The sequence below is a fragment of the Nonomuraea maritima genome, assembly GCF_900100395.1.
Classification (GTDB): Bacteria; Actinomycetota; Actinomycetes; order Streptosporangiales; family Streptosporangiaceae; genus Nonomuraea; species Nonomuraea maritima.
In genome coordinates, this window is the sequence record NZ_FNFB01000002.1 from 333,859 (window position 1) to 359,726 (window position 25,868).

Annotated in this window: 20 protein-coding genes; 14 read left to right on the plus strand and 6 right to left on the minus strand. The window is 71.5% G+C overall.

The genetic code is table 11. The annotated features are described in order from the left end of the window. Positions 1 to 101 precede the first annotated feature (101 nt). From BLR04_RS05150 to BLR04_RS05195, 9 genes are all read left to right on the plus strand, one after another. Positions 102 to 1,769 (plus strand): sigma-70 family RNA polymerase sigma factor, encoded by a 1,668-nt coding sequence (locus BLR04_RS05150; RefSeq protein ID WP_090760105.1) that lies wholly within the window; start codon positions 102 to 104, stop codon positions 1,767 to 1,769. Positions 1,770 to 2,073: 304 nt separating this feature from the next. Next, a complete protein-coding gene (locus BLR04_RS05155; RefSeq protein ID WP_090760107.1) occupies positions 2,074 to 2,445 on the plus strand; it encodes a hypothetical protein in 372 nt (123 codons plus the stop codon). Continuing rightward, positions 2,442 to 3,572 (plus strand): GNAT family N-acetyltransferase, encoded by a 1,131-nt coding sequence (locus BLR04_RS05160; RefSeq protein ID WP_090760109.1) that lies wholly within the window; start codon positions 2,442 to 2,444, stop codon positions 3,570 to 3,572. The genes BLR04_RS05155 and BLR04_RS05160 overlap by 4 nt, the downstream gene beginning before the upstream one ends. Positions 3,573 to 3,721: 149 nt before the next feature. After that, on the plus strand, positions 3,722 to 4,555 hold the full coding sequence (locus tag BLR04_RS05165) for a glycosyltransferase family 2 protein (protein ID WP_090760111.1): 834 nt from the start codon (positions 3,722 to 3,724) through the stop codon (positions 4,553 to 4,555). Positions 4,556 to 4,567: 12 nt separating this feature from the next. After that, positions 4,568 to 5,509 carry a glycosyltransferase family 2 protein gene (locus BLR04_RS05170; RefSeq protein ID WP_090760113.1) on the plus strand — a complete coding sequence of 314 codons (942 nt, stop codon included), beginning with the start codon at positions 4,568 to 4,570 and terminating at the stop codon, positions 5,507 to 5,509. Then, a complete protein-coding gene (locus BLR04_RS05175; protein WP_090760115.1) occupies positions 5,506 to 6,306 on the plus strand; it encodes a polysaccharide deacetylase family protein in 801 nt (266 codons plus the stop codon). The genes BLR04_RS05170 and BLR04_RS05175 overlap by 4 nt, the downstream gene beginning before the upstream one ends. Then, on the plus strand, positions 6,299 to 7,615 hold the full coding sequence (locus BLR04_RS05180) for a lipopolysaccharide biosynthesis protein (protein WP_090760117.1): 1,317 nt from the start codon (positions 6,299 to 6,301) through the stop codon (positions 7,613 to 7,615). Before BLR04_RS05175 ends, BLR04_RS05180 begins: the two co-directional genes overlap by 8 nt. A gap of 8 nt (positions 7,616 to 7,623) precedes the next feature. After that, a complete protein-coding gene (locus BLR04_RS05190; RefSeq protein WP_143021963.1) occupies positions 7,624 to 10,644 on the plus strand; it encodes a hypothetical protein in 3,021 nt (1,006 codons plus the stop codon). Positions 10,645 to 10,811: 167 nt separating this feature from the next. Beyond that, the gene (locus tag BLR04_RS05195; protein ID WP_090760123.1) at positions 10,812 to 11,423 is read left to right on the plus strand and encodes a hypothetical protein; all 612 of its coding nucleotides are present in this window, start codon (positions 10,812 to 10,814) and stop codon (positions 11,421 to 11,423) included. An 11-nt stretch (positions 11,424 to 11,434) separates the two neighbouring features. Here BLR04_RS05195 and BLR04_RS05200 read toward each other — a convergent pair whose 3' ends face one another. The 3 genes from BLR04_RS05200 to BLR04_RS05210 form a co-directional block, all read right to left on the minus strand. Continuing rightward, the gene (locus BLR04_RS05200) at positions 11,435 to 12,817 is read right to left on the minus strand and encodes a GH39 family glycosyl hydrolase (RefSeq protein ID WP_090760125.1); all 1,383 of its coding nucleotides are present in this window, start codon (positions 12,815 to 12,817) and stop codon (positions 11,435 to 11,437) included. A 222-nt stretch (positions 12,818 to 13,039) separates the two neighbouring features. Further along, positions 13,040 to 13,801, minus strand: a complete 762-nt coding sequence (locus BLR04_RS05205) for an SDR family oxidoreductase (RefSeq protein ID WP_090760127.1) — start codon at positions 13,799 to 13,801, stop codon at positions 13,040 to 13,042. A gap of 50 nt (positions 13,802 to 13,851) precedes the next feature. Then, positions 13,852 to 14,877: a phosphotransferase family protein gene (locus tag BLR04_RS05210; RefSeq protein WP_090760129.1), complete on the minus strand. Its 1,026-nt coding sequence runs from the start codon at positions 14,875 to 14,877 to the stop codon at positions 13,852 to 13,854. A gap of 221 nt (positions 14,878 to 15,098) precedes the next feature. On the opposite strand from BLR04_RS05210, the gene BLR04_RS05215 reads away from it, so the two are divergent. Next, positions 15,099 to 16,136, plus strand: coding sequence for a GNAT family N-acetyltransferase (locus tag BLR04_RS05215; RefSeq protein ID WP_090760131.1), 1,038 nt, complete (start codon positions 15,099 to 15,101; stop codon positions 16,134 to 16,136). Continuing rightward, positions 16,133 to 17,263: a DegT/DnrJ/EryC1/StrS family aminotransferase gene (locus BLR04_RS05220; RefSeq protein WP_090760133.1), complete on the plus strand. Its 1,131-nt coding sequence runs from the start codon at positions 16,133 to 16,135 to the stop codon at positions 17,261 to 17,263. Before BLR04_RS05215 ends, BLR04_RS05220 begins: the two co-directional genes overlap by 4 nt. Here BLR04_RS05220 and pdxR read toward each other — a convergent pair. Then, positions 17,241 to 18,623 carry a MocR-like pyridoxine biosynthesis transcription factor PdxR gene (gene pdxR / locus BLR04_RS05225; protein ID WP_090760135.1) on the minus strand — a complete coding sequence of 461 codons (1,383 nt, stop codon included), beginning with the start codon at positions 18,621 to 18,623 and terminating at the stop codon, positions 17,241 to 17,243. The two genes, BLR04_RS05220 and pdxR, sit on opposite strands and share 23 nt — an antisense overlap. A 71-nt stretch (positions 18,624 to 18,694) precedes the next feature. Here pdxR and BLR04_RS05230 point away from each other — a divergent pair, with 71 nt between their 5' ends. Then, positions 18,695 to 19,333, plus strand: coding sequence for a pyridoxamine 5'-phosphate oxidase family protein (locus tag BLR04_RS05230; protein WP_090760137.1), 639 nt, complete (start codon positions 18,695 to 18,697; stop codon positions 19,331 to 19,333). A gap of 75 nt (positions 19,334 to 19,408) precedes the next feature. After that, the gene (locus BLR04_RS41225) at positions 19,409 to 22,030 is read left to right on the plus strand and encodes a serine/threonine-protein kinase (RefSeq protein ID WP_218128722.1); all 2,622 of its coding nucleotides are present in this window, start codon (positions 19,409 to 19,411) and stop codon (positions 22,028 to 22,030) included. Positions 22,031 to 22,112: 82 nt separating this feature from the next. On the opposite strand, the gene BLR04_RS05240 is transcribed toward BLR04_RS41225, so the two are convergent. Both BLR04_RS05240 and BLR04_RS05245 read right to left on the minus strand, forming a co-directional pair. Then, positions 22,113 to 23,075, minus strand: coding sequence for a DUF2332 domain-containing protein (locus tag BLR04_RS05240; protein ID WP_090760139.1), 963 nt, complete (start codon positions 23,073 to 23,075; stop codon positions 22,113 to 22,115). A 453-nt stretch (positions 23,076 to 23,528) separates the two neighbouring features. Continuing rightward, on the minus strand, positions 23,529 to 23,939 hold the full coding sequence (locus tag BLR04_RS05245; protein WP_090760141.1) for an ester cyclase: 411 nt from the start codon (positions 23,937 to 23,939) through the stop codon (positions 23,529 to 23,531). A 225-nt stretch (positions 23,940 to 24,164) separates the two neighbouring features. Between BLR04_RS05245 and BLR04_RS05250 the strand changes: the two genes are divergently transcribed. Further along, entirely contained in the window at positions 24,165 to 25,853 is a 1,689-nt protein-coding gene (locus BLR04_RS05250; protein WP_090760143.1) for a serine/threonine protein kinase, read from the plus strand. Positions 25,854 to 25,868: the final 15 nt, after the last annotated feature.

The following is a 25,868-nucleotide window of genomic DNA, read 5'->3' on the forward strand; positions in this document are numbered from 1 at the left end:
AATCATGCTTGTTGGGCATGGGGCGCGAACCGGGGTGATGGAGGGCGCGTCCTCTCCGCGTGGGGCCTGAGTGCCCGTCCAACCCGCGGGGAGGGAATCCGTTGCCCGGATGGCCGACCGTCGACCGTGCCGACGACCAGGAGCTGGTGGAGGCGCTGCGGCGTGCGGACAGCGATGCTCCCGCCAGGCTCTACGACGCCTACGCCGAGCGGCTGTACGACTACGCCTTCTCCCTCTCCCGCTCCGCAGGGGCCGGCCCCGACCGTGACCTCGCCGCCGACTCCGTGCACGACGCGCTGGTCACCGCGCAGGGCTGCGTGGACCGGCTGCGGGAGCCGGCCCGGCTGCGCGCCTGGCTGTACGCGCTGACCAGGTTCCAGGTACGGGCCCGTCTCGCGCACCGCTCCGGCACGCCCGCCGGCGGCACGCCGCTGCCAGGCCAGGTCGCGCACGACGACGTCGAGCCGGCCGACGCCGAGCTGACCGCCCTCGTCCACGAGACGCTGGCCGAGCTGAGCCGGGGCGAGCGCGAGGTGCTCGAACTGTCGGTACGCCACGGCCTGACCCCGGCGGAGGTCGGCGCGGTGCTCGGGCTGACCTCGCGGCAGGCGTCCACCCGGCTCGGCAGGACCCGCGACCTGCTGGAGAACGCCGCCGCGGCGGTGGTGCTGGCGAAGACCGGCCGGGCGCACTGTCCCGACCTGTCGGCGATGGTGGACTCCTGGGAGGGCCCGCTCACCCCGCTCCTGCGCCGCCGGCTGTCGGGGCACATCGGCGGCTGCGAGGTCTGCACCGAGGGACGGCACCGCCAGGTCTCGGTCGCGCGGCTGCTGGACCTCGTGCCGGTCGCGTACCCGGGGCTCTCGCTGCGCCGCCGGGTGATCGACACGTGCGTCCGCCCCGAGCTGGACCGGACCCGTACGTTGATCACCGATCGCGGGGACAGCTTCGACCGCACGGGGTTCCCTGTGGTGGCCGAGCGCCGCTCACGGCGCAGGCCGCGCCGCCTGGCGCCGGCGCTGCTCGTGGGTGCGTGCCTGACGGCGGCGACGGGAGCCGTGATCGCGGTCAACGGCGGCGGCGCGTCCGACCCGGCCGCGCTGACGCTCGCCCCCTCCCCCAGCCTCCCACCGGAGGCGGAGGTCGTCGTGGAGGACGAGATCACGCCGGAGGCCCCGTCCGAGACCGAAGCGGACGACCCGACGCCGTCCCCGCGACGGACGCCGGCGACCAGGCGGGACGAGCCTGGCGGGTCCGGCGTGCCGGAGGTGTCGGCGCCGAGCGCGCGGCCGGTGGTCTCGCGACCGCGCCCCCGGCCCTCCGCCGCGCCCACGACCACCCGCCGCGGGTCCTCGGCCGGCGCCCGGCTCGGCGTCGCGTGCCCGCGGACGGTCGACGACGCCGCGCAGATCGGGCTGAGCGCCCGCAACGCCGCCGTGTCCTGGGTGGCGACGGCCGCGCAGGGCCTGGACGTCCAGCCGGCGAGCGGTTCGGTGAAGGCGGGCGGCTCGGCGGTGGTCTGGGTGGCGGTCGTCGACCCGACGGAGCCGGGCACCGGCCGGATCACGTTCACCTCGAACGGCGGCACCGCGACGTGCACCGTGTCCTGGGAGGGCTCCGGCGTCCACCTGCCCGAGCTGCCGACGGACGACCCGCCGTCCACGCACCAGCCGTCGGCGTCCCGTGCGGACGGTCCCAGCAAGGGTCCTGACGTGCCCGGCGCGAGCCAGGAGCGCGAGGGCGCGGGGGCGGCGCGCCTGGACGGCTGAGGGCCTTCGTAAACGGAGCCCCAACTACAAGTAACCCCCATCTTTTACAGGACAAATACGGATATATCGGACCCTGACGCGAACATGCCCGGCTACATAGGGCATTCTGGTGTGCTTGGGGATCGCGTCGGGGCCGGGTCCGCTTGACCGTGTGTTTAACATCACACGAGAAATCTCAGCCTGCCGGTAAACCGGAGCGGGTCGCCAAGCGTCGGCATTGACGCGTCCAGGCGCGGATTGGTCCCATGAGCTGGCGATCAGCCTTGCGTTTCTACCGGAAGAGGCAGGAAGAGAGAGACAGGAGATGCTCAAACAGCACCGCAGAGCGCTCGCCTGGCTGGTGGGGCTCGCCTGCATCGCGGGGGCGGTCATCGCGCTGTTCGATATCCAGACACCGTTGCGCCCCCTCCTGATCTCGCTCTTCCTTCTGGTCGTCCCGGGGGCCGCGGTGGTCGGGCTGCTGCGTGATCGCGACCCCCTGGCCGCACTGTCCGTGGGCGCGGCGGCCAGCCTCGTTCTCAACGTGCTCCTCGCGGAGGCCATGCTGCTCTTCAACGCGTGGTCACCGCGGGCGGGCGTCGCGACGGTCGCCGTGCTCGGAGGGTTCATGTACGTGCTTCGGCTGTTGTACCGGGGGAAGAGCATGCAGACCGAACAGGGGGCCAGGGCAAGGTGAAGATCGAGGTAGTCCGGCCTGGAGAGCTCGGCGACTCCGAGCGGGCGCGCTGGCGTGCGTTGCAGAAGGCCGACCCGACTCTGGACAACCCGTTCCTGTCGGTCGAGTTCGCCCTGGCGATGGACCGCCTGCGCGACTACGTGCGGGTGGCCGTCATCTCCGACGGAGGCGCCGTCCAGGGGTTCTTCCCCTACGAACGGCACAGCTTCGGCATCGGCAAACCGCTCGGCGGCTTCCTCACCACGTGTCATGGCCTGATCTCGGTCCCCGAGCTCAGGCTCGACGCCAAGGCGCTGCTGCGCGCGTGCAAGCTGTCGGTGTTCGACTTCGACCATCTCGTGGCGGGGCAGCCGACGTTCGCCCCGTACGAGGCGGATGTCCGGCCCGCTCCCGTCATGGACTTCACCGCCGGGTTCGACGCCTGGCTGGAGCAGGTCAAAGCCAACTCGCCGAAGAACCTCAAGACGGTGCGCTACAAGGAACGCAAGCTCGGCCGCGAGCACGGCGGGCTGCGTTTCGAGTGGGCCTCGGCCGACCCCGAGGTGTTGCGCACCCTGCTGGCCTGGAAATCCGACCAGTATCGGCGGACCGGCCGGGTGGACAGGTTCGCCCAGCCGTGGATCGTCGAGCTGACCGACCTCATGCACGCCGAGAACTCCCCCGACTTCGGGGGCGTCCTCACGATGCTGTACGCCGGTGACGAGCCGGTGGCCGGTCATTTCGGCCTCCGGACGGCCACCACGCTCGTCGGGTGGTTCCCCGCCTACGACACAGAGTTCGGCCGCTACTCGCCCGGAATCGTCCACCACATGCAGATGGCCGAGGCGGCCGCCGAGGCCGGGCTGCACATGGTCGACATGGGCAAGGGCGGCAAGGAGTACAAAGACTGGCTCAAGAGCGGGGTCCTGTACGTCGCCGAAGGCCGCATCTCCCGACCGTCGCCCACCGCGGCGGTCCACTGGATGGGCCGAACTCCTTTCAACAAAGCCCGAACAATTGTCATGGACCGGCCGTCTCTTTATAGGGCGGCCGACCGTGTCCTCAAGGGCTTCGGTCGGGTGCGCACCTCGATGCATCAGCAGGAGTCACCCAACGGAGTGATGAAGGAACCGACCGGAGCGAGCTGACCCCTCACTCACCCCCCGGCACAGTACATACACCCTTTACGTCACCAAGGGCCTCTCCACGCGTGGTCCGCCGGCGGCACCGTTCCCACAGCACCCGGGAGCGGTCCACACCGGTACGCGGCGCGGGGCCCGGAAGGATTGTTCTCGCCATGAGTCCCGAGATCACCAAGCACAACGGGAAGGTGCCGACCTCGTCTCTGCGGTCGATGCCGCCGCCGTCCAGCTTCACGCCTGTGACCCCTCACCTGGCCATCTCCCCGACGGTCAGCGTGGTCGTACCGGCCATGAACGAGGCCGAGAACCTGCCGCATGTGTTCGCCACGATCCCGCAGTGGATCGACGAGATCGTGCTCGTCGACGGCAACTCCGTGGACGACACGGTGGCCGTGGCCAAGCGCCTGCGCCCCCACGTCAAGGTGGTGACGCAGACCGGGAAGGGCAAGGGCGACGCCCTGGCCGCCGGGTTCGCCGCGTGCACGAGCGACATCATCGTGATGATCGACGCCGACGGCTCGACCGACGGCCGCGAGATCGTCAACTTCGTGGGCGCGCTCGTGACCGGCGCCGACTTCGTCAAGGGCTCGCGCTACGCCTCGGGTGGCGGCAGCGACGACCTGACGCTCAACCGGCGCCTCGGCAACAAGGTCCTGACCGGCATCGTCAACGTGATGTACAACACCAAGTACACCGACCTGTGCTACGGCTACAACGCCTTCTGGGCCCGCCACCTCGACGTGCTCGACCTCGACTGCGACGGATTCGAGGTCGAGACGCTGATGAACGTCCGTGCCGCCAAGGCCGGGCTGAAGGTGCACGAGGTGCCGAGCCACGAGCGCAACCGCATCCACGGCGAGAGCAACCTGCACGTCGTGCGTGACGGTTTCCGCGTGCTGAAGACCATCCTGAAGGAGTGGCGGCGCCAGCCCGCTCCCCCGCGAGCCGAGCCCACCACCACTCCTGCCGCCGACCGAGGCGTGGCATAAGAAGGACTTTCTGTGAACACGTCTGTTGTCATCTGCGTCTACACCGACGAACGGTGGGAGGACATCAGGCAGGCAGTCGAGTCGGTCGAGAACCAGACACGCCCGGCACACGAGCTGATCCTGGTCGTCGACCACAACCCCGACCTGCACCTGCGACTGAAGCTCGCGTATCCACAGGCCATCGTGGTGGAGAACACGCACGAGCAGGGGCTGTCCGGGGGCAAGAACACCGGCGTCGCCACGGCGAACGGCGAGATCGTCGCCTTCCTCGACGACGACGCGGTCGCCGACCCCGGCTGGCTGGAGGCTTTGGAGGAGGGCTTCCAGGAGCCGGGGGTCGTCGGCGTCGGCGGCCGTACCGAGCCCTTGTGGGCGTCGGCACGGCGGCCGCGGTGGTTCCCGTACGAGTTCGACTGGACGGTCGGGTGCACCTACCGCGGCATGCCGTCGGTACGCGCGCCCATCCGCAACGTGATGGGCGGCAACGCCGCGTTCCTGCGTGACGTCGTGTCCGAGGTGGGCGGCTTCCACAGCGGCATCGGACGCAGCGTGCAGGGGCGCAAGTCGCGGCCGCTCGGCTGCGAGGAGACCGAGTTCTGCATCCGTCTCACGCAGCGCAAGCCGGGCTCCGTCATGCTCTTCGAGCCGCGGGCGCTGATCGGGCACAAGGTGTCCCGCCAGCGCGAGCGGTTCGCCTACTTCAGGTCCAGGTGCTACGCGGAAGGGTTGTCGAAGGCTCTGGTGACACGGGAGGTGGGCACCCAGGACGGGCTCTCCAGCGAGCGCGCGCACGCGATGAAGACGCTGCCGCTCGGAGCGCTGCGCGGCGTCGGCGAGACACTGCGGGGCGATGTCGGCGGGCTCGGCCGGGCGGCCGCGATCGTGATCGGGCTGGCCTGGACGACCTGGGGCTACGTCGTCGGTTCCGCACGGCTGAAGGCGGCACGGTCATGATCCGCGTACCGATCCTGATGTACCACTCGGTCAGCGACAGCCCCAACGACGAGACGCGGCCGCACGCCGTGCGGCCGTCCGACCTCGAGGAGCAGCTCGACCACCTGGCCGTGAGCGGCTTCACGCCGCTCACGCTGGGCGACCTCGCGGACTCGTTTCGTGACGGCGAGCGCGCGCTGCCGGCCAAGCCGGTCGTGCTCACGTTCGACGACGGCTACGCCGACTTCCACAGCCACGCGCTGCCGTTACTGGAACGTCACAACTTCCCGGCCACGGTCTTCCTGACCAGCGGCTGGGTGTCCGACGCCGGCGCCGACGCCGCGGGCCGGCCGCTCGACGCCATGCTGTCGTGGGGTCAGGCGCGCGAGGCCGCCCAGACCGGTGTCGAGATCGGCGGCCACAGCCACAGCCACCCCCAGCTCGACCAGCTCCGCACCGACGAGTTGCGCGACGAGCTGCGCAGGAACAAGGGGCTGCTGGAGGAGCGGATCGGCACGCCGGTCGCCACCATGGCCTACCCCTACGGCTACTCCAGCGCCCGCGTCCGCCAGGAAGTACGCAAGGCCGGTTACTCCGCCGCCTGCGCCGTGAACAACGCGATCGCCGCCGACCGGCACGACCTGCTCGCCGTCCCCCGGCTGACGGTCGGCAAGGGCACGACCATCACCATGTTCAAGCGCGCCGTCGAAGGCAGCGCCGTGCCGCTCATCTACCTGCGCGAACGCATCCTCACCAAGGGATACGCCGTCGTCCGCAGGACGAGGTACGGAGTGCGACGGGTGCGCGGAGATGTCTGAGCTCCGGAAGAAGATCCTCGGCGATCTGCGCAACCCGCTGTTCCGCCAGGGCTACGCGCTCATGGCCAACACGGTGATCACCGGTGTGCTCGGCATGGGCTACTGGCTGCTGGCCGCCCACTTCTACACCTCCGAGGAGTTCGGCCGCGGGCAGGCGGTGATCACGGCGATGCGGCTGTTCGCGTCGCTGACCGCGCTCGGGTTCGTGGGGGCGCTGGCGCGCTTCCTGCCGGTGTCGGGCCGCCGTACGCCGGAGGTCATCCTGCGCGGGTACGGCCTGGCCGCCGCCACCGGCGGCGTCGCGGCGGTCGGCTTCCTGCTGACGCTGCCGCTGTGGGGCGAGACCTACTCCGTGCTGGCCGGGTTCGGACCTGGCCTGTTCTTCCTGGGCTCGGTGGTGGTGTGGGCCGTCTTCACGCTGCAGGACGTGGTGCTGACCGGTTTGCGCCGGGCCACGTTCGTGCCGCTGAACAACCTGATCTTCGGCCTGGTGAAGATGGGGCTGCTCGTCGCGCTGGCCGGCGCGCTGCCCGAGGGGGGCGTCTTCGTCTCCTGGGTCATCCCGACCGCGCTCGCCCTCATCCCGATCCAATGGCTGATCTTCGGCGTGGTCGTGCCCCGGCACGTCCGGCAGGCCGACGCCGCGCAGGAGCCGCCGCGGCTGCGTGAGATGGGCAGGTTCCTGGCCGGCGACTTCCCCGGCGCGCTGTCCATCCTGGCGATCGTGTACCTCGTGCCCGTGGTGGTCGCCACGCAGGTGGGCGAGGCCACGTTCGGGCGCTTCGCGATGGCGCACACGCTGGCGAGCATGATCGAGCTGCTGGCCATGAACATGGCGGTGTCGCTGACCGTCGAGGGCTCGTTCGAGCGTGCCCGCCTGGCCGAGAACTGCCGGCGGGCGCTGCAACGGGCGTTCCTGATCGTCACGCCGATCATCGCGGTGGCGCTCCTCGGCGCGCCGCTGATCCTGCGGATCTTCGGCGCCGAGTTCGCCGAGGAGGGTACGACGCTGCTGCGGCTGATGTCGCTGGCGGTGCTGCCGCGGGTGCTGATCGAGGTCTACCTGAGTGCGCTGCGGGCGCAGAGCCGGGCGCGGGCGCTCGCGACGGTGCAGATCGGGCTGGCCGCGCTCGTGCTGGTGTCCACCGTCGTCCTGTTCCCGCATTTCGGCGTCAACGCGGTGGGATACGGACTACTCTCTAGCGAACTTCTCATGGCACTGTTGATCTTCGGGAAGCTGCGCAAGATTCTCAAGTACGACGAAACCGAGAGGTCGCCTGTCACCCAGGGGTCGTCCGGGGCCGCATGATGGTCAACGTGACACAACGGGACGGCGATGGCAAGGCAACGGGGATCACCGGCTCCTCGAACGACCGCAAGGAGGAGCCAGAGGTGCCCTTCGATCCGGACGCGACGGGAGTCATCCCGAAGCTGACGTTCGACTCCCCACCTGACGGCGCCACCCCGGCGAAGGGCACGCCGGCGAAGCCCGCCACCCCCGAAGAACCCACCGCGACCCCGGCCGAACAGCCTGCCGCAACCCCCGCGAAGCAGCCCGCCGCAACCCCTGCGAAGCAGCCCGCCGCAACGCCGGCGAAGCCGCCCGCCGTGACCCCGGCGACGCCGCGTCCGGCCGCCAAGAGCCCCGCCAGTGCGGGCAAGCCGGTGCTGGGCGGTGACGACGAGGTTGACAGCGCGGACTCCGAGACGACCGCGGAGATCCGCCTGCCCCTCCCGGCCCACATAGGCCGCCCCCCGACCGCCGACCCCACCACCAGGACCCCCGAAGGTTCCGCTGCCGCAGCCACCGCCGCCGAGACCACCGCGGACGTCCGGACGGGGTCGGCGCCGAGGGTGACTTCCCCGTCGTCCACGGCTCCTTCCACGCCTGGCCCCCGTACGCAGCAGGACGACGACACCGTCCCGACCGAGCCCGAGACACCGGCGGCCACCGCCCGCCCCGGCAGCGGCCCCCAGAAGGCCGGCACGCCCCCGCCCGCGAGCGCGGGCTCGCCGCAGCAACCTGCAGAGAAACCGCAGGAGGCACGGAGCGAGCCGCAGCACGCCCTCAGCGGGGCGACGCAGGCCCCGAGCGGGCCGCAGGAGGCTCCCAGCGAGTTGCGGGAGGTGCGGAGCGAGGCTTCGGACGCCCTGGGCGAGCCCCAGCGGGCTCGGCGGGAAGGTGGGCTGCGGGGCTGGGTCGGGCGGCTGGTCGGCAGTGCGCCCACGTGGTTGCCCGCGTTGCTCGCCGTCGAGGGTCTGGTCATGTACGTGCTCGCGCTCAAGGCCCCCGTGGGCCCGATGCGCGGCGTCAACCCGGCCGACATCGACGGGCTGGGCCTGATCTCGGCGCTTCCTGTGACGGCGTTCGCCGCCCTCCTGATCATGCTCGTGTCGTTCTTCGTCACGGTCACCCAGCGCACCGACCGCAAGTTCCTGCTGCTGTTCCAGATCGCCGCGATCACGTTCGCGCTGCACGGCGCGGGCGCGCTCGTGGCGCAGGAGCCGCGGTTCCCGACGGCCTACATCCACGCCGGTTTCGTGGAGTTCATCGCCAGGACCGGCGAGACGGCGATCAACATCGACGCCCGCATGGGCTGGCCGGGTTTCTTCGCGCTCTTCGCGTTCGTCACGAAGGCCGCCGGCATCACCGACCTGACGCCGATCCTGCAGTGGACGCCACTCCTGTCCAATCTGCTGTATCTGCTGCCGTTCGTCCTGATCCTGCGACAGGTGGTGGCGACCACGCGGGCGCGGTGGTTCGCGGCGCTGCTGTTCGTGCTGGTGCAGTGGATCGGCCAGGACTACTTCTCCCCGCAGGGCTTCACGTTCGCGCTCTACCTGGCGTTCGTGGCGATCCTGCTGAGATGGTTCGGCCGGGTCGAGCCGCGGACGAAGCCGATCCCGCCGAAGGGCCTGCGCAAGCTCATCGGCCGGCTCGACGCGATGATCCCGGGCGAGCTCGCCAACACCGGCACGTTCCGGGCCGACAAGCTGCTCATGCTGCTGATGCTGGTGGCGCTGTTCCTGGCGTCGGTGGCCTCGCACCAGATCACGCCGTTCATGATGCTCGGCGTGGTGACGGCGTTCCTGCTGTTCAAGCGGACGTCGCTGACGTGGGCGCTGCCGTTCGTGCTCGGGATGGTGGTGCTGGCCTGGATCAGCTACATGACGGTCGGGTTCTGGGCCGGCCAGATCGACACGATCTTCGGCGGGTTCGGCGACATCCTCGCCAACCTGCGCAGCAACACGGGCGACCGCATCGAGGGCACCGACCCGGCGCACGCGATGGTGCTGCAGGCCCGGCTCGGCATCCTGGTCGTGATCCTCAGCCTCGCGGCGGCCGGCCTGCTCCGGCGGCTGCGGCGCGGGGTGTTCGACCGTTCGGCGCTGATCCTGCTGTGCGTGCCCGTGCTGGCGCTGGCCCTGCAGAGCTACGGCGGCGAGATCGGCCTGCGGATCTACATGTTCGCGCTGCCGGGCGCGTGCCTGCTGGCCGCGTACGCGTTCTTCCCCAACCTGCCCTCCGACAGCGCGGACGTGCGGGAGGAGACCGTACCGATCCGCAAGCGGAACATCCGCTTCAACCCGGAGCTGACGAAGCGGATCTCGTTCGTGCTGGCGGCGTGCTTCGCGGTGCTGTTCGCGATGGCGTTCCTGCTGGCCCGGTACGGCAACGAGCAGTTCGAACGGGTCACCTCCGGCGAGGTCGCGGCCCTGCACTACGTCTACGACCACGACAAGCCGAGCGCGCGCGTCCTCTACCTGGTGCCGAGGGAGGGTCCGGAGGTCACGCCGACCCTGCCGTGGGGCGAGCGCGACGTCGAGCTCGTCAGCTTCAACGTGCAGGCGCTCGTGCACAAGGACCCGACGCAGATCGACGACGCGGTGAAGGCGCTGCGCGGGCAGCCCCGCAACTCGTACCTGATGGTGAGCACCGGGCAGGTGAGCTACCTCCAGCTCAACGAGGGCTTCCCGCGCGGCTGGGGCGAGAAGTTCCGTGCGGCGCTGGACGCCTCGCCCGACCTGCAGAAGGTCTTCTCCAACAAGGACGCGGCGCTCTACACGTGGAAGACCTTCGTCCGTGGCACCGAGATCCCCGACCCGATCCCGTACGAGGGTCGCGGCGACCCCACGACGCCGTGGACGCCGGTGGGCGTCGGCGCGCTGATCCTCACCTGGGTGTCGCTGGGCGCGTACGAGATCATCCGGTTGAACGGCCCCGACCGGGCGCCCAAGGCGCGCAGGCGGCTGCTGTACCTAGCGGTTCCCTCGTTCGTCGTGGCGTTCGCGGTGATCGTCGAGCGGTTCGTCTACATCGCGCAGAACAACCTGTAGCCGCGGCCCCGCCGGGGGTTCCTCCACACCACACAGAAGGACCCCCACCCGGCCGCCCCACACGCGAAGCCGCGGCCCCGCCGGGGGTCCACGCGCGGGGGGTGAATAGGATCGAGCGTCAAGGTCGCATCCCCCCGGCGCCCCCCATGGCAGCCTGAAGGAACCACATGATGCACCAGAGCGCGGTCGGGTCTGTGACGAACCGCCTCACCCGCCGACCTTCCGGGCCGAGCGTCCTGCTGACTGATCCGACCGGGTTGTTCGCCGAACTGGCCCGGCTCGACCTGCCTCCCGGCGACTACGTGCTGTGCGGCTCGGCCGCCCTGTACGTGCGCGGCATGCGGGCCAGGATCAACGACCTGGACGTCCTCGCCCGTGGCGCGGCCTGGCAGAAGGCGCTGGCCTTAGGCGTACCGAAGCCGGCCCTGTCGGGCCACGGGCTGCGGGTGGTGCATCCCTCGGCGGCCATCGAGTTCGTCGACCGGTGGACGCCCGGCTGGCCCACCGACGACCTGATCGACAACGCCGACGTGATAGACGGCGTCCCGTTCATGCGCCTGGGTGACGTCCTGGCCTGGAAGGAGGCGGCGCGCCGGCCGAAGGACCTGCCTGACATCGCCGCCGTCGAGCACCTGCGGAGCCTGTGGAGCCGGCGCTCGCGGCGCTGCCCGTCGAACGCCAGGTACGCGCCAGAGCCGGGCACCTACAGCCCCCACGCGTGCGTCTCCGCCGGCTGGCGCGCCTGCGGCGGCCGGGCCATGAAGCCCCCGACCCGCTAGGCGCGCGAGGGTCACGTGCCGCCGCGGCCCGACCACCTGATCTCGTACGGGGCGAGGCTCACCTGGCGGCCGTCGACGGTCGCGGTGACGGCCTGGTCTGCGGTGTTCACCATGACGACCTGGCGTTCCTGGCCGAGCGTCCTGATCCTCTGGTCGGACGAGGGCACCTCCTGCACCCGCACCCCGGCGGGGAACCACTTCGCGAACCCGCTGAGCAGCCCCGCCATCGGCAGCTCGCCGCCCACCTCGGCCGCCCACAGGCACCCGGGGCAGGCTCCCTCGTCTTCGACCTGGGGGTTCCAGTAGAGGGCGGTGGTGACGCCGCTCCTCGCGAACTCCATCATCGCGGTGGCCTGCACGGCCGTGCGCCGCTCCTCGCTCCACCCGGAGTTCTCCGGCTCGACGTACCACTCCGCCCACCACACCGGCAGGTCGGTCTGTTGCCGCAACCACGTGGTGATGGCGGAGAACTTGCCCTGGGCCTCGAAGTCGCCGGGCACGTTGCCCTTGTCCTTCGTCATCGAGGCGCTGTCGACGACGACGAAGTCGGCGCCCTTCTTGTGCTGGATCCAGTACTTGATGGCGTCCAGCGCCCGCTGGTCGACCGTCCCCCAGGGGCCGCTCACCTCGGACGACTGGCCGGAGGAGTAGCTCTCGATCGACATGTACGGCCCGCCGACCTGGATGTCGGGGTTCACCTTCTTCAGCGCCGTGTAGACCTTGTTGTACATCTCGGTGTAGCCCGCGGCGTCCCACCGGTTCTTGGCGGTGTCCCAGAAGCCCTTGAACTCGTTCCACACCAGGTAGTGCTTGACCGTCGGGTACTGCTCGGCGACCCGTGCCGCGAGCGCGGCGAAGTCGTCGAAGTGCTCTGGCTCGGGGGCGACGGTGTGGTTCTTGCTCCAGTCGGTACGCCCGGCCTGGCCGCCCTTCATCCAGTCGGGGGCGCAGCACAGCGTGATCACGGGGGTGGCCCGCGAGGAGGCCATGAACGTCAGCCGCCGGTCTAGGTCGCTGAAGTTGAACTGTCCGGGGCTCGGCTCGGGGTTGCCGACGCCCCAGCCCATGATGTGCTGGTTCTGCAGCATCGGGACCCGGCCGAGCAGGCCCCGCGCCTCCTCCTGCACCTGATCCGGTTCGTTGTCGGCGCTGAACTGGGTGTGCGTGACGCCCCAGCGCGGCCAGCGCTCCAGCGCGGGCGGCTGGTCGAGCGTGGGCGCCGGGCTCTGCGGCATCGCGGTGGCCGCGTCCCCGCCGCCGAACGTACGGCGCTCCTGGGTGCGTACCGAGGCGTAGACCATGATGGCCACCACCAGGACGACCGCGAGGATGCCCAGGCCGACGGCGATCGGCCACGGCGATCGCCGGCGCGCGTGCCGGCCTTCCTGCGGCATCACTGCGGTCTCCGGGCGCGGAGTACGGGGCTGGCCCCGCTAGGGGATGCGTCCATGGCGTTCGTCACTTCCTGCTCTCGTGGCGAGACGGCGGCATTCCATCTGTATACGACCGGCGAGGGGGTGCATGCGCCACGAGGTCAGGAATCCGGCAGGTCCACGAACGCCACCAGGGCCGGGCGACGGCCCGGCCCTGGTCACGTTGAACGCCTCGCGTGCAGGCTACTCGCTGTGTCCGACGTGGGGCGGCCGCTGACCGCCCGCGGGGCCGGGCACTCCGGCATAACGGTACGGCACAGGCTGCCTTCCCGGCTGGACGACGAGAAGAGTGCCCGACGTCTCGGCGTAGAAGGCCGATTCGACGGCCGCCGCCACGTCCTCGGCGTCGAGCAGGGGGAAGCCCGCGCTGACGAACATCTCCCGCGCCGCGGCCACCAGCGGGGTGTCCGTGAAGCCGGGGCAGACCGCGCTGATGCGGATGTTCTGGGCGGCCAGCGGCTCGGCCAGCGCCCGTACGAGGCCCACGACGGCGTGCTTGGTCATGGTGTAGACGGGGTCGCCGGAGAAGCCGACGAGCCCCGCCAGCGAGGCGGTGGCCACGACGGCGCCGCCGCCCGAGCGCTGCAGCAGCGGGACGGCGGCGCGCACGCCGAAGACGACGCCGTCGATGTTGACCCCGACCACCTTGCGATAGCGCTCCAGGTTGAAGTTCGCGAAGTCGACCCCGCCGGTGACCCCGGCGTTGAGGTGGACCAGGTCGAGACGGCCGTGGTGCCGCTCGGCGAGCGCGACCGCCTCCAGCGAGGCGTCCGGGTCGCTCACGTCGGCGGCCAGCCACACGCCGCCGACCTCCTTGGCCAGGCGTTCGAGGCCCTCTCCGTCGAGGTCGACGAGGACGCACCTGGCGCCGCCCGCCGCCAGACGTCTCGCCACGGCGGCCCCGATGCCGCTGGCAGCTCCGGTGATCAGTGCAACAGTGCTCATGGCGCTCCTTGCGGGGCCACGGGCCCCGGGTCGGGGGGTGTGCGAGACGGTCAGTGCTGGTCGAGCATGCGGTGCGCGCGGGAGATCAGCGTCGGTACGGCGGAGCCGATCCGGTCGAATCCCTCTCCAACGGTCTTACCTTGCCGGAATCGGGCGTGGATACCCTCGACGATCACGGCGAGCTTGAAGTTGCCGAACGCCACATAGAACCCAAGGTCTGAAATTTCGCGACCTGAAACTTTTGCGTAGTGGCTCGCGAACTCGGCGGCGTTCATGAACCCCGGGGCCACCGTCACGTCGCCCGACACCGGGATGCCCGCCCGCTCCTCGTCGCCCTGATCGGCCCAGTACGTCAGGGTGAGCCCCACGTCGGCCAGCGGGTCGCCGAGCGTGGACATCTCCCAGTCGACCACGGCCATGATCTCCAGGTCGGCGCGCCGGACCAGCGTGTTGTCCAGCCGGTAGTCGCCGTGCACCAGCGTGCCGGGGACCTCGGCGGGCAGCCGCGCCCGCAGGCGTTCCACCAGCCGGTCGTAGTCGGGCCGGTCCTCGGTCTTCGACCGCTCCCACTGCTGGCACCAGCGGTCGAGCTGGCGTGCCAGGTAGCCGGCGGGCCGTCCGAAGTCGCCGAGCCCGACCTCGCGGTAGTCGACCGCGTGGATGGCGGCCAGCACCTCGGCCAGGCGCTCCGACAGCCTGCGGGTCTGCTCCGGCACCGGATCGCCGAGCTCCTCACGGGTGCGGACGGCCTCGCCCGGGACGTACCCCATGAGGTAGAACGGTGCTCCGATGACGTCCTCGTCGGCGCAGAAGGCGACCGGCTCGGGCACCGGGACGGGCGTCGGCGCGAGCGCGGAGATGACCCGCCACTCCCGCCGCATGTCGTGGGCGGTCGGCAGCACGTGGCCGAGCGGCGGCCTGCGCAGCACAAGGCGGCGCTCGGGGGTCTCGACCACATACGTCAGGTTGGACCGGCCGCCGGAGATCAGCGAGACGGACAGGGGCGCACCCACATCAGGGACGTTCCGGGCCATCCAGGCGACCAGGCGGGGATGGTCGATGCCAGGTACGGTCATGCACCCACACTAGAACGAAGCTCGGTTCTTAACGTCATCTGAGCATTCTTAATACTCCCTGAGAGTTCTGCCCCCACCCCGCCCCGCACCTGATCGCGCAGGTCAGTTCCTTTACGCTGGAAGCACTCCTCCGTCTGAACCTGGACGGAGAGTGTCATGCCGACCTGTAGGAGCCAATGCGCGTCACCGTTGCCCGACCACGTGAACTGGGCCAAGCAGAAGTGAGCCGATGGCGGTCGCTGCAAGAGGCCGACCCCGCCTTCGACAACCCCTTCCTGTCTCCAGAGTTCACCCTCACGGTAGGCGAACTGCGAGACGACGTCCGGGTGGCCGTCATCCACGACGGCCCCGACATCGTGGGCTTCTTCCCCTTCGAGCGCCACCCGCTCGGCATCGGCAAGCCGGTCGCCGCGGGACTCACCGACGCCCAGGGCCTCGTCTACGACAGGCACGTGCGCATCGACCCCCTCCGGCTGATCAAGGCGTGCGGCCTGAGCGTGTACGAGTTCGACCACCTCGTCGCCGCGCAGCCCCTGCTGAACGCGCACCACGACCGGCACCCGTCGCCGATCATCGACCTGAGCGACGGCTTCGACCACTACACCGAGACGCTGCGCGCCAACTCCGGCAAGACGTACAAGTCCACCCTGGCCAAGCAGCGCAAGCTGCAGCGCGAGGTCGGCACCGTCCGCCACGACTACGCCATCACCGACGTCGCACCGCTGCGCACGCTGCTGGGCTGGAAGACCGACCAGTACCGCCGCACCGGCCGCACCGACCGGTTCGCCCACCAGTGGATCGTCGAGCTGGTCGAACGGCTGCTCGCCACCCGGTCCGACAGCTTCGCCGGGGTGCTCGACATGGTCTACGCCGGCGACGAGCCGGTGGCCGGCCACTTCGGGCTGCGCACCCGTACGACGCTCGTCGGCTGGTTCCCCGCCTACGACACCCGGTTCGCGAAGTACTCCCCCGGCCTCGTGCAGCACCTGGCGATGGCCGAGCAGGCCGCCAAGTCCGGCATCCAGCTGATCGACCTCGGGCGGGGCGAGAAGGAGTACAAGGACAAGCTGAAGACCGGCGAGCTCCAGGTGGCCGAGGGCAGGGTCGCCCGGCGCGCCCCCGCCGCCGCCGTCCACTGGCTGATGCGGGTGCCGGCGCGCAAGACCCGCGCCACCGTCCTGGCCAACCCCCTGCTGCACAAGACGGCCGACAAGGCGCTGAAGACGTACGGAAGACTCCGGACCGTCCTGCAAGGGTGAAATACCTCGCTGAGCGGACAGGACGCCTCTGCCTGTCGCTGCCGTCGAACCGGCTCGGCCTCTACCTGGCGCTGCGCCACTGGTGCTCGCCCGGGCAGCGCCTGCTCATGTCGCCCCTTTCGGCTGACGAGATCCTCTTCCTGGTGCTCGCGGCCGGTCTGCGCCCGGTGATCGCGCCGCTGTCGCCGCGCGACGGCAACATCGACGCCGCACGCGTCGACCTCGCCGGCGTGGACGCGGTCCTCACCACCAACCTGTACGGCCTGCCCGACGACGCCCCCGCCCTCTCCGGCAAGATCCTCATCGAGGACGCCGCGCACGCCATGGGGAGCTCCGTCGGCGGTCGGCCGGTGGGCACGTTCGGCCAGGCGGCGGTCTTCAGCCTGTCCAAGCATCCGGGCGCGGGCTCGGGCGGCGTGCTGGTCGTCGACGACGAGGCCGACCTGAAGGCCCTGACCGCGGCGCGCGACGAGCTGATGGTCCCCGGCTCGGCGTGGGCCGACCTGTGGAGCGTGGCCGGCTCGACGGCTCGCCGCGCCGCGCTCCGGCTCGACCTCGTACGCCCCGCCCTGTGGCTGCAGCGGGCGCTCGGGCTGCAGGAGCCGCGCCAGGGCTACCGGATCGCGCTCGACGCCGAACGCCTGGAGCAGGTGCTCGGCCACGCCCCGTCGCTGCCGCCCTTCGACCGCTGGGTCCACGCCGACCTGCACCGCTACCGCGCCCGCCGGGGCCGCCTCGCCCGCTGGTACCAGGACAGGCGGATGGCCGGCGTACCCGAGGAACGCGCCCGCCGGGTCGCGGGCGTGCGGCTCCTCGCCGAGCTGCCCACCGTCGCGCCGGCCGTACGCGACGACCTCGGACAGCCGCTGTTCCGCGTGCCACTGCTGGTGCGCGACCGCGACGCGGCCATCACCGCACTCGAACGCCACGGAGTGGCCACCGGCTACCTGTACGACCCGCCCTACGACGAGTACGCCCCCGGCCTGACCGAGCCGTCCCCCGATCCTGAGCCCGCCCGCTGGTGGGCCCGCCACGTGCTGCCGGTCGACCCGGTGTACGCCTCCAGGGCGTTGCCGATCCTGCGCGGCCTGCAACCGCCGGAGGCTACGCCGCCCCGGCGTCCCTGATCAGCCCGGCCAGGACGCGGCAGCCCCTGCGGACGTCGGGCAGCGAGGCGGAGCCGTACCCGATGACGATGCCGTGCAGGCGCGCGGGCCCGTGGTGGTACTGCCTCGTCGAATCGACCAGGACCCCCGCCGCACGAGCCCGCTCGGCGACGTCGGGCACCAGCGACGCGTGCAGCTCGGCCAGCACGTGCAGCCCGGCCGTGTCGCCGCTCAGCCGGCAGACGGGACCGAGGATCTCGACCACGGCCGCGCGGCGGCGCGCGTACTCCAGGCGCATCCTGCGCAGGTGACGGTCGATGTCACCGTGCTCGAGCAGGGTGGCCACAGCCTGCTGGACGGGGCCGCTCGTACGGTCGGCCACCGCCTCGCGCCATTCGGCGATCCGGCCGAGGAGCTCAGGCTCGCCGACGAGCCAGCCCACGCCGACGTCGGGCGCCAGGGTCTTCGACAGCGAGCCGAGCAGCACCACCCGCGACGGGTCGAGGCCGTAGAGGGCGGGCAGCGGAGCCACGTCGTAGCGGAACTCGGCGTCGTAGTCGTCCTCGACGATCACGGCGCCGGTGCTCCGCGCCCAGGCGAGCAGGCGCTCGCGGCGCGGGATCGGCAGCCGCCCGCCGAGCGGGTACTGGTGGGCGGGCGTGGTGTAGAGCACCCGCAGGTCGGCGGGGAGCGCGTCGACGACCACGCCGGACTCGTCCACCGGGCAGGGCACCACCTCGGCGCCCCTGGCCGCGAAGACCGTGCGGGCCGCGTGGTAGCCGGGCTCCTCGACCCCCGCGCGGGCGCCGGGGCCGAGCAGCGCGAGCGCGCACAGATCGAGCCCGTTGCCCGTGCCCCGGGTGACGAGGACGTTCTCCGGGCCGACGGCCATGCCCCGCGCCCGGCGCAGGTGCTCGGCGAGCTGCTCACGCAGGCGCGGCAGCCCGTACGGGTCGGGTGAGTCGCCGGGCGGCAGGTCGGCCGCCCGGCGCCAGGCGCGCTTCCAGGCCGCCCGGTCGTAGTCGCGCACCCACGGCCGGCCCGGCGTGAGGTCGATCGCGGCGATGGGCCGGGGTGGCGTGACCGGCACGTACGCGCCGCGGCCCGGCGGGCGGGGCGCCTGCTCCATGTCGGCCACGAACGTGCCTGAGCCGTGCCGCCCCTCGAGCCAACCTTCGGCGTACAGCTGCTGGTAGGCCTCCGTCACGACGGTGCGGCTCACCCCGAGCTGGGTCGCGAGCGCCCGGGTGGACGGCAACCGCTCGCCGGGCGCGAGCGTGCCGTCGAGCATCGCGCGGCGCAGCCGTTCCGTGAGCTGCGCCGTGAGCGGCTCACCGGAGTCGCGGGACAGGGACACGGGCAGGTCGACAGCTGTGCGCACAGGAGTGGTCTCTAGGAAGGGACTGACAGTGGCCCTACAGGATAGGTCCACTTCGTCGTTACGGTCGAACCATGCTCTCCACCACTCCCCGTACCACGCTGGGCCGTGAGAAGCATCGCGGCAGCACCGACATGAACGATCTCTACGAGGTGCTCGACACCGGCCTGATCTGCCACCTGGGCGTGGTCGTGAACGGCTGCCCGATCGTCGTGCCCACCGGGTACGGCCGCATCGGCGACATCCTCTACCTGCACGGCTCGACCGGCGCCCGGTCACTGCGGGCGGCCGACGGCGCGGAGGTGTGCGTCACCGTCACCCACCTCGACGGCGTCGTGCTGGCCCGCTCGGTCTTCAACCACTCGGTCAACTACCGCTCGGCGATGGTCTACGGCCGGGCGCGGCTGGTCACCGACCCCGGCGAGCGCATGGACGGGCTGCGCGCGCTGTCCGAGCAGCTCGCCCCCGGCCAGTGGGAGTACGCGCGGCAGCCCAGCGCCAAGGAGCTGGCCGCCACGGCGGTGCTGGCGCTGTCGCTGGAGGAGGCGTCGGTCAAGATCCGGCGCGGCGGGCCGAATGACGAGGAGGCGGACCACGCGCTGCCGATCTGGGCCGGCGTGCTGCCGCTGATCACGACGTGGGGCGAACCAGAACCCGACGCGGCCCTGCCGGAAGGGGTCGAGACCCCGGTTCACATCCTTCGCCGGGAGTAGTTCTACAAGAGAAGAAAACCCTGCTTCATGATCGTACGTCTCATCAAGTGGGTCGCCTCCTGATGGGAGACGTTGATGGAGTGGAGCCCTCCGGGATACACGGAGCTGAGGCAGCTCGGACGAGGTGGCAGCGGGCGGGTCGTGCTCGCCGTGCACGACGCGACCGGCGTCCGGGTGGCGATCAAGTATGTGTCCGAGCGGCTGCGGCACGACCGCGCCGTGCTGGCGAGGTTCCGCTCCGAGGCGCGGCTCCTGGTCGCCCTGCGCGACCCGAACATCGCCACGATCTGGGAGTACGTCGAGGACACCGGCGGCGCCTGCATCGTGATGGAGCTGGTGAACGGCGTCTCGTTACGGGCCCTCCTGCGCGAGAACGGCCCGGCGGAGCCGGAGGCGGCGCTCGCCGTGCTGAAGGGCTCGCTGCTGGGCCTGGCCAAGGCGCACGAGCTCGGGCTGGTGCACCGCGACTACAAGCCGGAGAACGTGCTCGTCCGTGACGACGGGGTGAGCAAGCTCGTCGACTTCGGCATCGCGGTGCGGCAGGGCACGACGGCCACCCCCGCGGGGACGCCGCCGTACATGGCGCCCGAGCTGTGGTCGCGGGAGCCCGCGACCCCTTCGACCGACGTGTACGCGGCCACGGCCGTCTTCTTCGAGTGCCTGACGGGGCATCGTCCGTACCGTTCGAGCGAGCCGAGCGTGCTCGGCTACCAGCACCTGCACGCGCCGGTGCCGATCGGCGACGCCCCCGAGCCGCTGCGCGAGCTGGTCCGCAGCGGGCTGGCCAAGGACCCGGCGCAGCGGCCAGGCAGCGCCCTGGCGTTCCTCGCCGAGCTGGAGTCGGCGGCGGTGGCCGCGTACGGCGAGGATTGGGAGGAACGAGGCAGACGCCGCCTCGCCGCCCTGGTCGCGTTACTGGCCCCGCTCCTCCTCCCCCTACGCCCGGACACCACCCCACCCGTGCCCGAGACGTCCACGTCACTGGCCCGCACAGTCCTCCGCGACATCGGCTCACACGCCCGACGCCTGACGCGCTCCGGTGCCCGGCGCGTGACCCGCTCCGGCGCGCGGCGGGTGGTCATGGGCGGAGCGCTGGCCACGGCGGCGGCGGTGACGGCGGTGATGGTGGTGCTCGCCGCCAACCAGCCGGCACCGGACCCGCTGGGAGCCGCAGCGGCCGTCCCGCCGAGCCCCACCGTCCCGATCTCCGACCCTGCCACCCTGTCCACGACCACCCCCGACCCCAACCCCTCAGCCGTCGACGACCCCGACCCCGGTAACACCGCCCCGAGCGACCCCGGCGACCCGGACAGCCCACCTCCTGGCAACCCGGACGCCGGTAACTCCGACCCAGGCGGCTCGAACACCGGCAACCCGAACCCTGGTGGACAGGATGGCCCCGGCAGCTCGGGAACCGACCACCCTTCCACCCCGAAGCCGGGCGACCCGGACAACCAGGGCCCGGGCCGCCCAGGCACCGACGGACAGGGCACTCCGGACACCGACGACCCCGGCTCCGGCGAGCCGGATGGACCACCCGACCCCGACCCCGACACGGGGGAACCGGGCAATCCGGCCCCCGGCGAGCCTTCCGGGGAGGGGCCGGGAGGTGTTGCGGTGCTTGTGGCGCAGGTCGGACCCGTCACCGTGAACGCCGACCGGGTCGCCTCTGCCCGGGTCACGCTCCGGACCAGTGGCACCGGTCCTGTGACGGTCACCGCGACCTGGCGAGCGCCCGGCACGGACGAGGTCGTCCGGCGCCTGCCGCTGAGAGGCGCCACCGGCTACACCCGCACGCTGACCTGGCCCATGGGCGCCCGCGTGTGCCGCGGTCCGGTCACGTTGACGGCCGTCACCGATCCCGCCGCCCCGGGAGGCCCGGCGCGCGCCTCCGCCCCTGTACCGCCCTGCCCGACGAGGGTGACCGGCCTGGACGTCCGTCTCACCGCGCCCGGACAGGCCGCGGCCGCCGCCGTCAGGACCGCGCCCACGGCCACCGCCACGGTCCGGGTGACCGCTAGCGGCCCCGGCGAGATCCCCGTACGGGCGGGGCTGGCGATCGACGGCAAGGAGGCCGCGACGCGTGCCACGACCCTGTCAGGACGCACGTCGTACACCGAGCGGTTCGCCTTCCCCGTCCTGGCCCGCGCGTGCGGCGCGATGCTGTCGGTACGGGTGAGCGCGGGCGGCCGCACGGCGACCGCGCGGACCCGGGTGCCGTGCCCGCCGCAGGTGCGGCAGGTGTCGATCGTCCGGGCGGGGGTCGTGCGCGGCCTTTCCGCCCAGGTGAGGGTGACCGCCGCCGACACCCGTCCGGTACGGCTCACGGTCAGGTTCACCTCCGGCCGCCTGGCCGACACGCGTACGGTCACCCTGTCCGGCGAGACGTCGTACGTGACGACCCTGTCCGCGCCGCTGCGGCTCCCGTGCGGCACGAAGTGGTCGATGACGGCGGCCACGACCCCGGCGGCGGCAGGCGGCGCCGACAGCCGTACCGGCACCACCCCGGCCTGCCACGACGACCCGCCGCAGAAACCCACCGACCCCCCGACGAAGAAACCGGCCGACGACCCACCGCAGACGGAGGACACACAGAAGAAGTTCACCGACGAGAGCCAGGAAGCACCCGAGAAGTCCCCCGACACCACGAGGACGAGCCCCGAGCCGGCCGGGAGCCGAGCGCCTCAGGACTCCTGACCCCGGCGCCGGGTCAGCCCGCGGGAAGGGTCGACGCGCCGGCCCCGAGGGGCGCGGGCGGGCTTCCGCGTCGGGGCGGTGTTCAGGACAGCCAGTCCAGGAACTGGCCGTGCGGGCCGGTGTAGGCGACCGGCTCTTCGTCCAGGGCCAGGACGAAGGCGCTGCCGTCGGCCGACGGGGCGCGGGTCAGGCGGGCGGCCACGTCGGGGAGCACGATGGGGGCCTCGTTGGAGATCCAGCGGGCGGGGAGGGCGCGCATCGTCTCGGCGAAGCGATCACGTTCGGGCTGCGGAACATAAGGCAGTACGGCGCTGTGGAACACGACCAGCGTGGCGTCGGGCGGGGCCTGGCCGGCGAGGTCGGCGACGGTGGCGTTCAGATCGCCCTGGACGAGACGGGGTGGTTCGGCCCGTGCGATCCGGGCCGCGGCGCGCAGCCGTACCAGTCGATCGTGCTGTTCGGGCCAGACCAGCGCCTCCAGCCAGCGCAGATGATCGGCGTCGGTGACGTCGAGGGGGTGCAGGTCGATCCCGGCCCGCCACACCACCGACGGCAGCCGCTCCGGGATCGGTACGGGCCCGCTGGTCCGGCAGGTCAGCGTGACCGGGCCGAGCGCACCGAGCACAGGCCCGTCGTCGTAGCGATAGCGGTAACGGTCTGGGTACAGGCAGAGCCCCGCCGAGGCTCCGACCTCGATCAGTGCCAGGGGCTGCGGCAGGCGCGCCAGCAGCGGCAGCAGCGTGGCGCACCGTCCCGGCTCGTTGGTCTGGGTACGGCGGGCGAGCATCTCGGAACTGACCCGCGCCCAGTGCTCCAGCGTCCAGGCGCGAAATTCCCCATAGTCCTGGGCGGGACCGCCCAGGAACCGGACCGCGCCGAGCAGCAGGTTGGGTTGGCGTTTGGCCGGGGGCAACGTGTCGATCACGGCCAGGAGTTCCGCGTCGGCCGCGACGCCCACGCACAGCCGCTCGTAGCTGGGCGAGTGCCCCCGGGCCTCCATCTCCCCGAACGCCCGGTACCGCTCGGCCGTGACCGTCTCGCCCATCCCGTGCACGATGCTCCGCCTTCCCTCGAACCGGACAGCATTCCAGGCTCAGACGGTAGTGACTCCTCCGCTCCCTGAAGAGAGCGGCTTCTCGCCCCGCTTGCGCGGGAGACGACGGCCAAGCCCTGACCGATGCCCGAAAGCACGAAAGCAATCGTATCCGGAGGTGGCGACAATTTCCGAGGTTCTGTCACTGCACGCTCGGGCCTTGACGGCCCTCCCGCTCCCGATTCACCCGTCGCCTCAAGGCGACGGTCCCCTCGGGAGGATCTGATAACCGCCCGCACGGCCGGATCGCCCGGTTCCTCCGGGACCGGGCGGTTCACCGGGGCGGGCACATCGACCGGTATGCCGTGCCCTTCGACGCAGTGGCCGGCCCTGTCGTAGGTGAGTGCGGTGCTGATGCGCAGGTTCCACTCCGGCAACTGCCGCGGCCGGCTCGAGAGCGTGGGGTCAGTTGCTGGTGGTGAGCTGCTGGTAGACCTCGAAGGCGTTGCGTTCGACCTTGTTGGAGCGCAGCTTGCCGTCCTCGCCGACGATCCAGACGGCCGTGCCGCTCATCTCGATGGGCTGCCCGTCGGGCTCGGTGCCGAAGGCGCCGTTGTTCCTGCCGGTCAGCCGCCACAGGGAGCAGACGCGGGAGCCGTCGTGGTTCTCGAACGACTCCACCACCTCGAACGTCAGGTCGTCGAAGCCGCTGCCGAAGCCCTCGGCCCACTTCTTGAAGGCCGGACGCGACTCGATCCGCTGACCGCCCGTGATGAGGACGAAGTCCTCGGCCACCAGTTCGTCGATGGCGTCGTAGTCGAGCCCCTGCCAGACCCGCTCCCAGAACGTGTGCACCACGTCGATGCCCCTGCCCATCGTGTACCTCCCTACGGGTTCATCTTTGACAATCCTGTCCAACATGGAGACTAGCCAGTTCTTGACAGCAGTGTCAAACATGGAGTCGCAGCTCACCCTTTCCGGCACCATCAGGTGACATTTGTGTCATGTCGGCATTTTGAGCAGTGGAAACCGCCGCGCTGTGGTTAAGCTACGGCTCCTTTGATACGGGCGGGGGCCCACAGCACTCCGGAGGAGACCTTTATGTACGGTGATGGGCCGTGGGGGGTCCCCGGCTACACCGAGGTGCGCGCGCTCGGCGCGGGGGCCTCCGGGCGAGTGGTGCTCGCCAGGCGCGACTACGACGGCGTCGAGGTGGCCATCAAGTACCTCGGTGAGCGGCTGCGGTCCGACGTCGGGTTCGTCGCCCGGTTCCGGCACGAGGCCCGCTTATTGGGCGCCCTCCGCAGCCCGCACCACGCCCGCCTGATCGACTACGTCGAGTCCGGCCAGGGCGCCGCGATCATCATGGAGCTGGTCAACGGGGTGTCGCTGCGCGAGATACTCAAATCCGAGGGCCCGACCGGCGCCGAGGCGGCGCTGACCGTGCTCAAGGGGTCGCTCCAGGGCCTCGCCGCGGCCCACGCGATCGGCGTCGTGCACCGCGACTACAAGCCCGAGAACGTCATGGTGGAGAGCGACGGCGCCAGCAAGCTCGTCGACTTCGGCATCGCCGTCCGCACGGGCGAGGACGCGGACGCGACGGGCACACCGCCGTACATGGCTCCCGAGCAGTGGTCGGGCGAGCGGGCCGGACCCTCGACCGACGTGTACGCGGCCACCGTCGTCTTCTTCGAGTGCCTGACGGGCACCCGGCCGTTCCGCGCCGCCGACATCCTGGCCATGGCGCACCAGCACCTGACCGCTCCCCCACCGGTCGAGCAGGTGCCGCCGCCGCTGCGCGGCCTGGTCGAGCGTGGCCTGGCCAAGAACCCGGCCGAACGTCCCCCGTCGGCGGAGGCGTTCCTGACCGAGCTGGAGGCAGTGGCGGTCGCCGCGTACGGGGAGGACTGGGAGGACCGCGGACGCCGCCGCCTGGGCGTCCTCGCCGCGCTGCTGGCGGCGCTCTTCCCTGCGCCCCTGGACGAGCCCGCCGAGACGGAGACCGCGCTCACCGAGACCCGCCTCAGAGAGCCGTCGCGGCTGCTGAGCAAGCTGCCCGCCAAGATCGCGGCCGGTGTCACGGCCGTCGGCGCGCTGGTGGCCGCCGTGACGATCACCGTGAACGCGATGTCCCACGACGAGGCGGCGCTGCGGGCGGAGACCAGCCAGATCGCGCCCACCACGGCGGTGCCCACCACGGCGGTGCCCACCACGGCGGTGCCGGCCACGCCGGAAGGGGTCGAGACCGACGAGGAGCTGACGCCCGTCCCCGAGAAGACGACGCCCGAGCCGTCCGCGAGCGACACGCCGCCGTCCGTCCAGCCCACCGCGACGCAGCCCGTCACGAGTCAGCCCACCGCGTCCCCGGCCACGAGCGAGCGGCCCGCCACGCGGACCCCCACCCCCGCGCGGGCGTCGGCAGAGACCAGGAGGCCCGCTCCGTCGCGGACGCCGACGCCGCAGGCCAGCCCTAGGATCACCGTGGACGTGCCGGACCGCAAGGGCGTGACCCCGCAGGCGACGGCCCGCCCCACGCAGGCGCCCTCCTCCGCGCCCGCGCCGACGCGCACGTTCCCCGGGCCGCCGCGCCCGACGCAGCAGCCGACCCAGCAGCCCACCACCCAGCCGCCCGATCCGACCGGCGAGCCGGGCGGCGGCGAGACCACCGACCCGCCCAGGCCCACCGAGGGCGGCGGCGGCCAAATCGATCCGCCGCAGACCGCGCCCCAGCGGGCGACGGCCGCTCTTGCGAAGCGGCCCCGCGTCGCCGATCGTCGTAGCAAGCGCTAGACACGCCGGGGGGAA

What these genes read in the sequence shown, in the direction of transcription:
- BLR04_RS05155 (WP_090760107.1), top strand. Translation starts at nt 2,074, where the DNA reads ATGCTCAAACAGCACCGCAGAGCGCTCGCCTGGCTGGTGGGGCTCGCC.
- BLR04_RS05165 (WP_090760111.1), top strand. Translation starts at nt 3,722, where the DNA reads ATGAGTCCCGAGATCACCAAGCACAACGGGAAGGTGCCGACCTCGTCT.
- BLR04_RS05175 (WP_090760115.1), top strand. Translation starts at nt 5,506, where the DNA reads ATGATCCGCGTACCGATCCTGATGTACCACTCGGTCAGCGACAGCCCC.
- BLR04_RS05180 (WP_090760117.1), top strand. Translation starts at nt 6,299, where the DNA reads ATGTCTGAGCTCCGGAAGAAGATCCTCGGCGATCTGCGCAACCCGCTG.
- BLR04_RS05195 (WP_090760123.1), top strand. Translation starts at nt 10,812, where the DNA reads ATGATGCACCAGAGCGCGGTCGGGTCTGTGACGAACCGCCTCACCCGC.
- BLR04_RS05200 (WP_090760125.1), bottom strand. Translation starts at nt 12,817, where the DNA reads ATGCCGCAGGAAGGCCGGCACGCGCGCCGGCGATCGCCGTGGCCGATC.
- BLR04_RS05205 (WP_090760127.1), bottom strand. Translation starts at nt 13,801, where the DNA reads ATGAGCACTGTTGCACTGATCACCGGAGCTGCCAGCGGCATCGGGGCC.
- BLR04_RS05210 (WP_090760129.1), bottom strand. Translation starts at nt 14,877, where the DNA reads ATGACCGTACCTGGCATCGACCATCCCCGCCTGGTCGCCTGGATGGCC.
- BLR04_RS05230 (WP_090760137.1), top strand. Translation starts at nt 18,695, where the DNA reads ATGCTCTCCACCACTCCCCGTACCACGCTGGGCCGTGAGAAGCATCGC.
- BLR04_RS41225 (WP_218128722.1), top strand. Translation starts at nt 19,409, where the DNA reads ATGGAGTGGAGCCCTCCGGGATACACGGAGCTGAGGCAGCTCGGACGA.
- BLR04_RS05240 (WP_090760139.1), bottom strand. Translation starts at nt 23,075, where the DNA reads ATGGGCGAGACGGTCACGGCCGAGCGGTACCGGGCGTTCGGGGAGATG.
- BLR04_RS05245 (WP_090760141.1), bottom strand. Translation starts at nt 23,939, where the DNA reads ATGGGCAGGGGCATCGACGTGGTGCACACGTTCTGGGAGCGGGTCTGG.
- BLR04_RS05250 (WP_090760143.1), top strand. Translation starts at nt 24,165, where the DNA reads ATGTACGGTGATGGGCCGTGGGGGGTCCCCGGCTACACCGAGGTGCGC.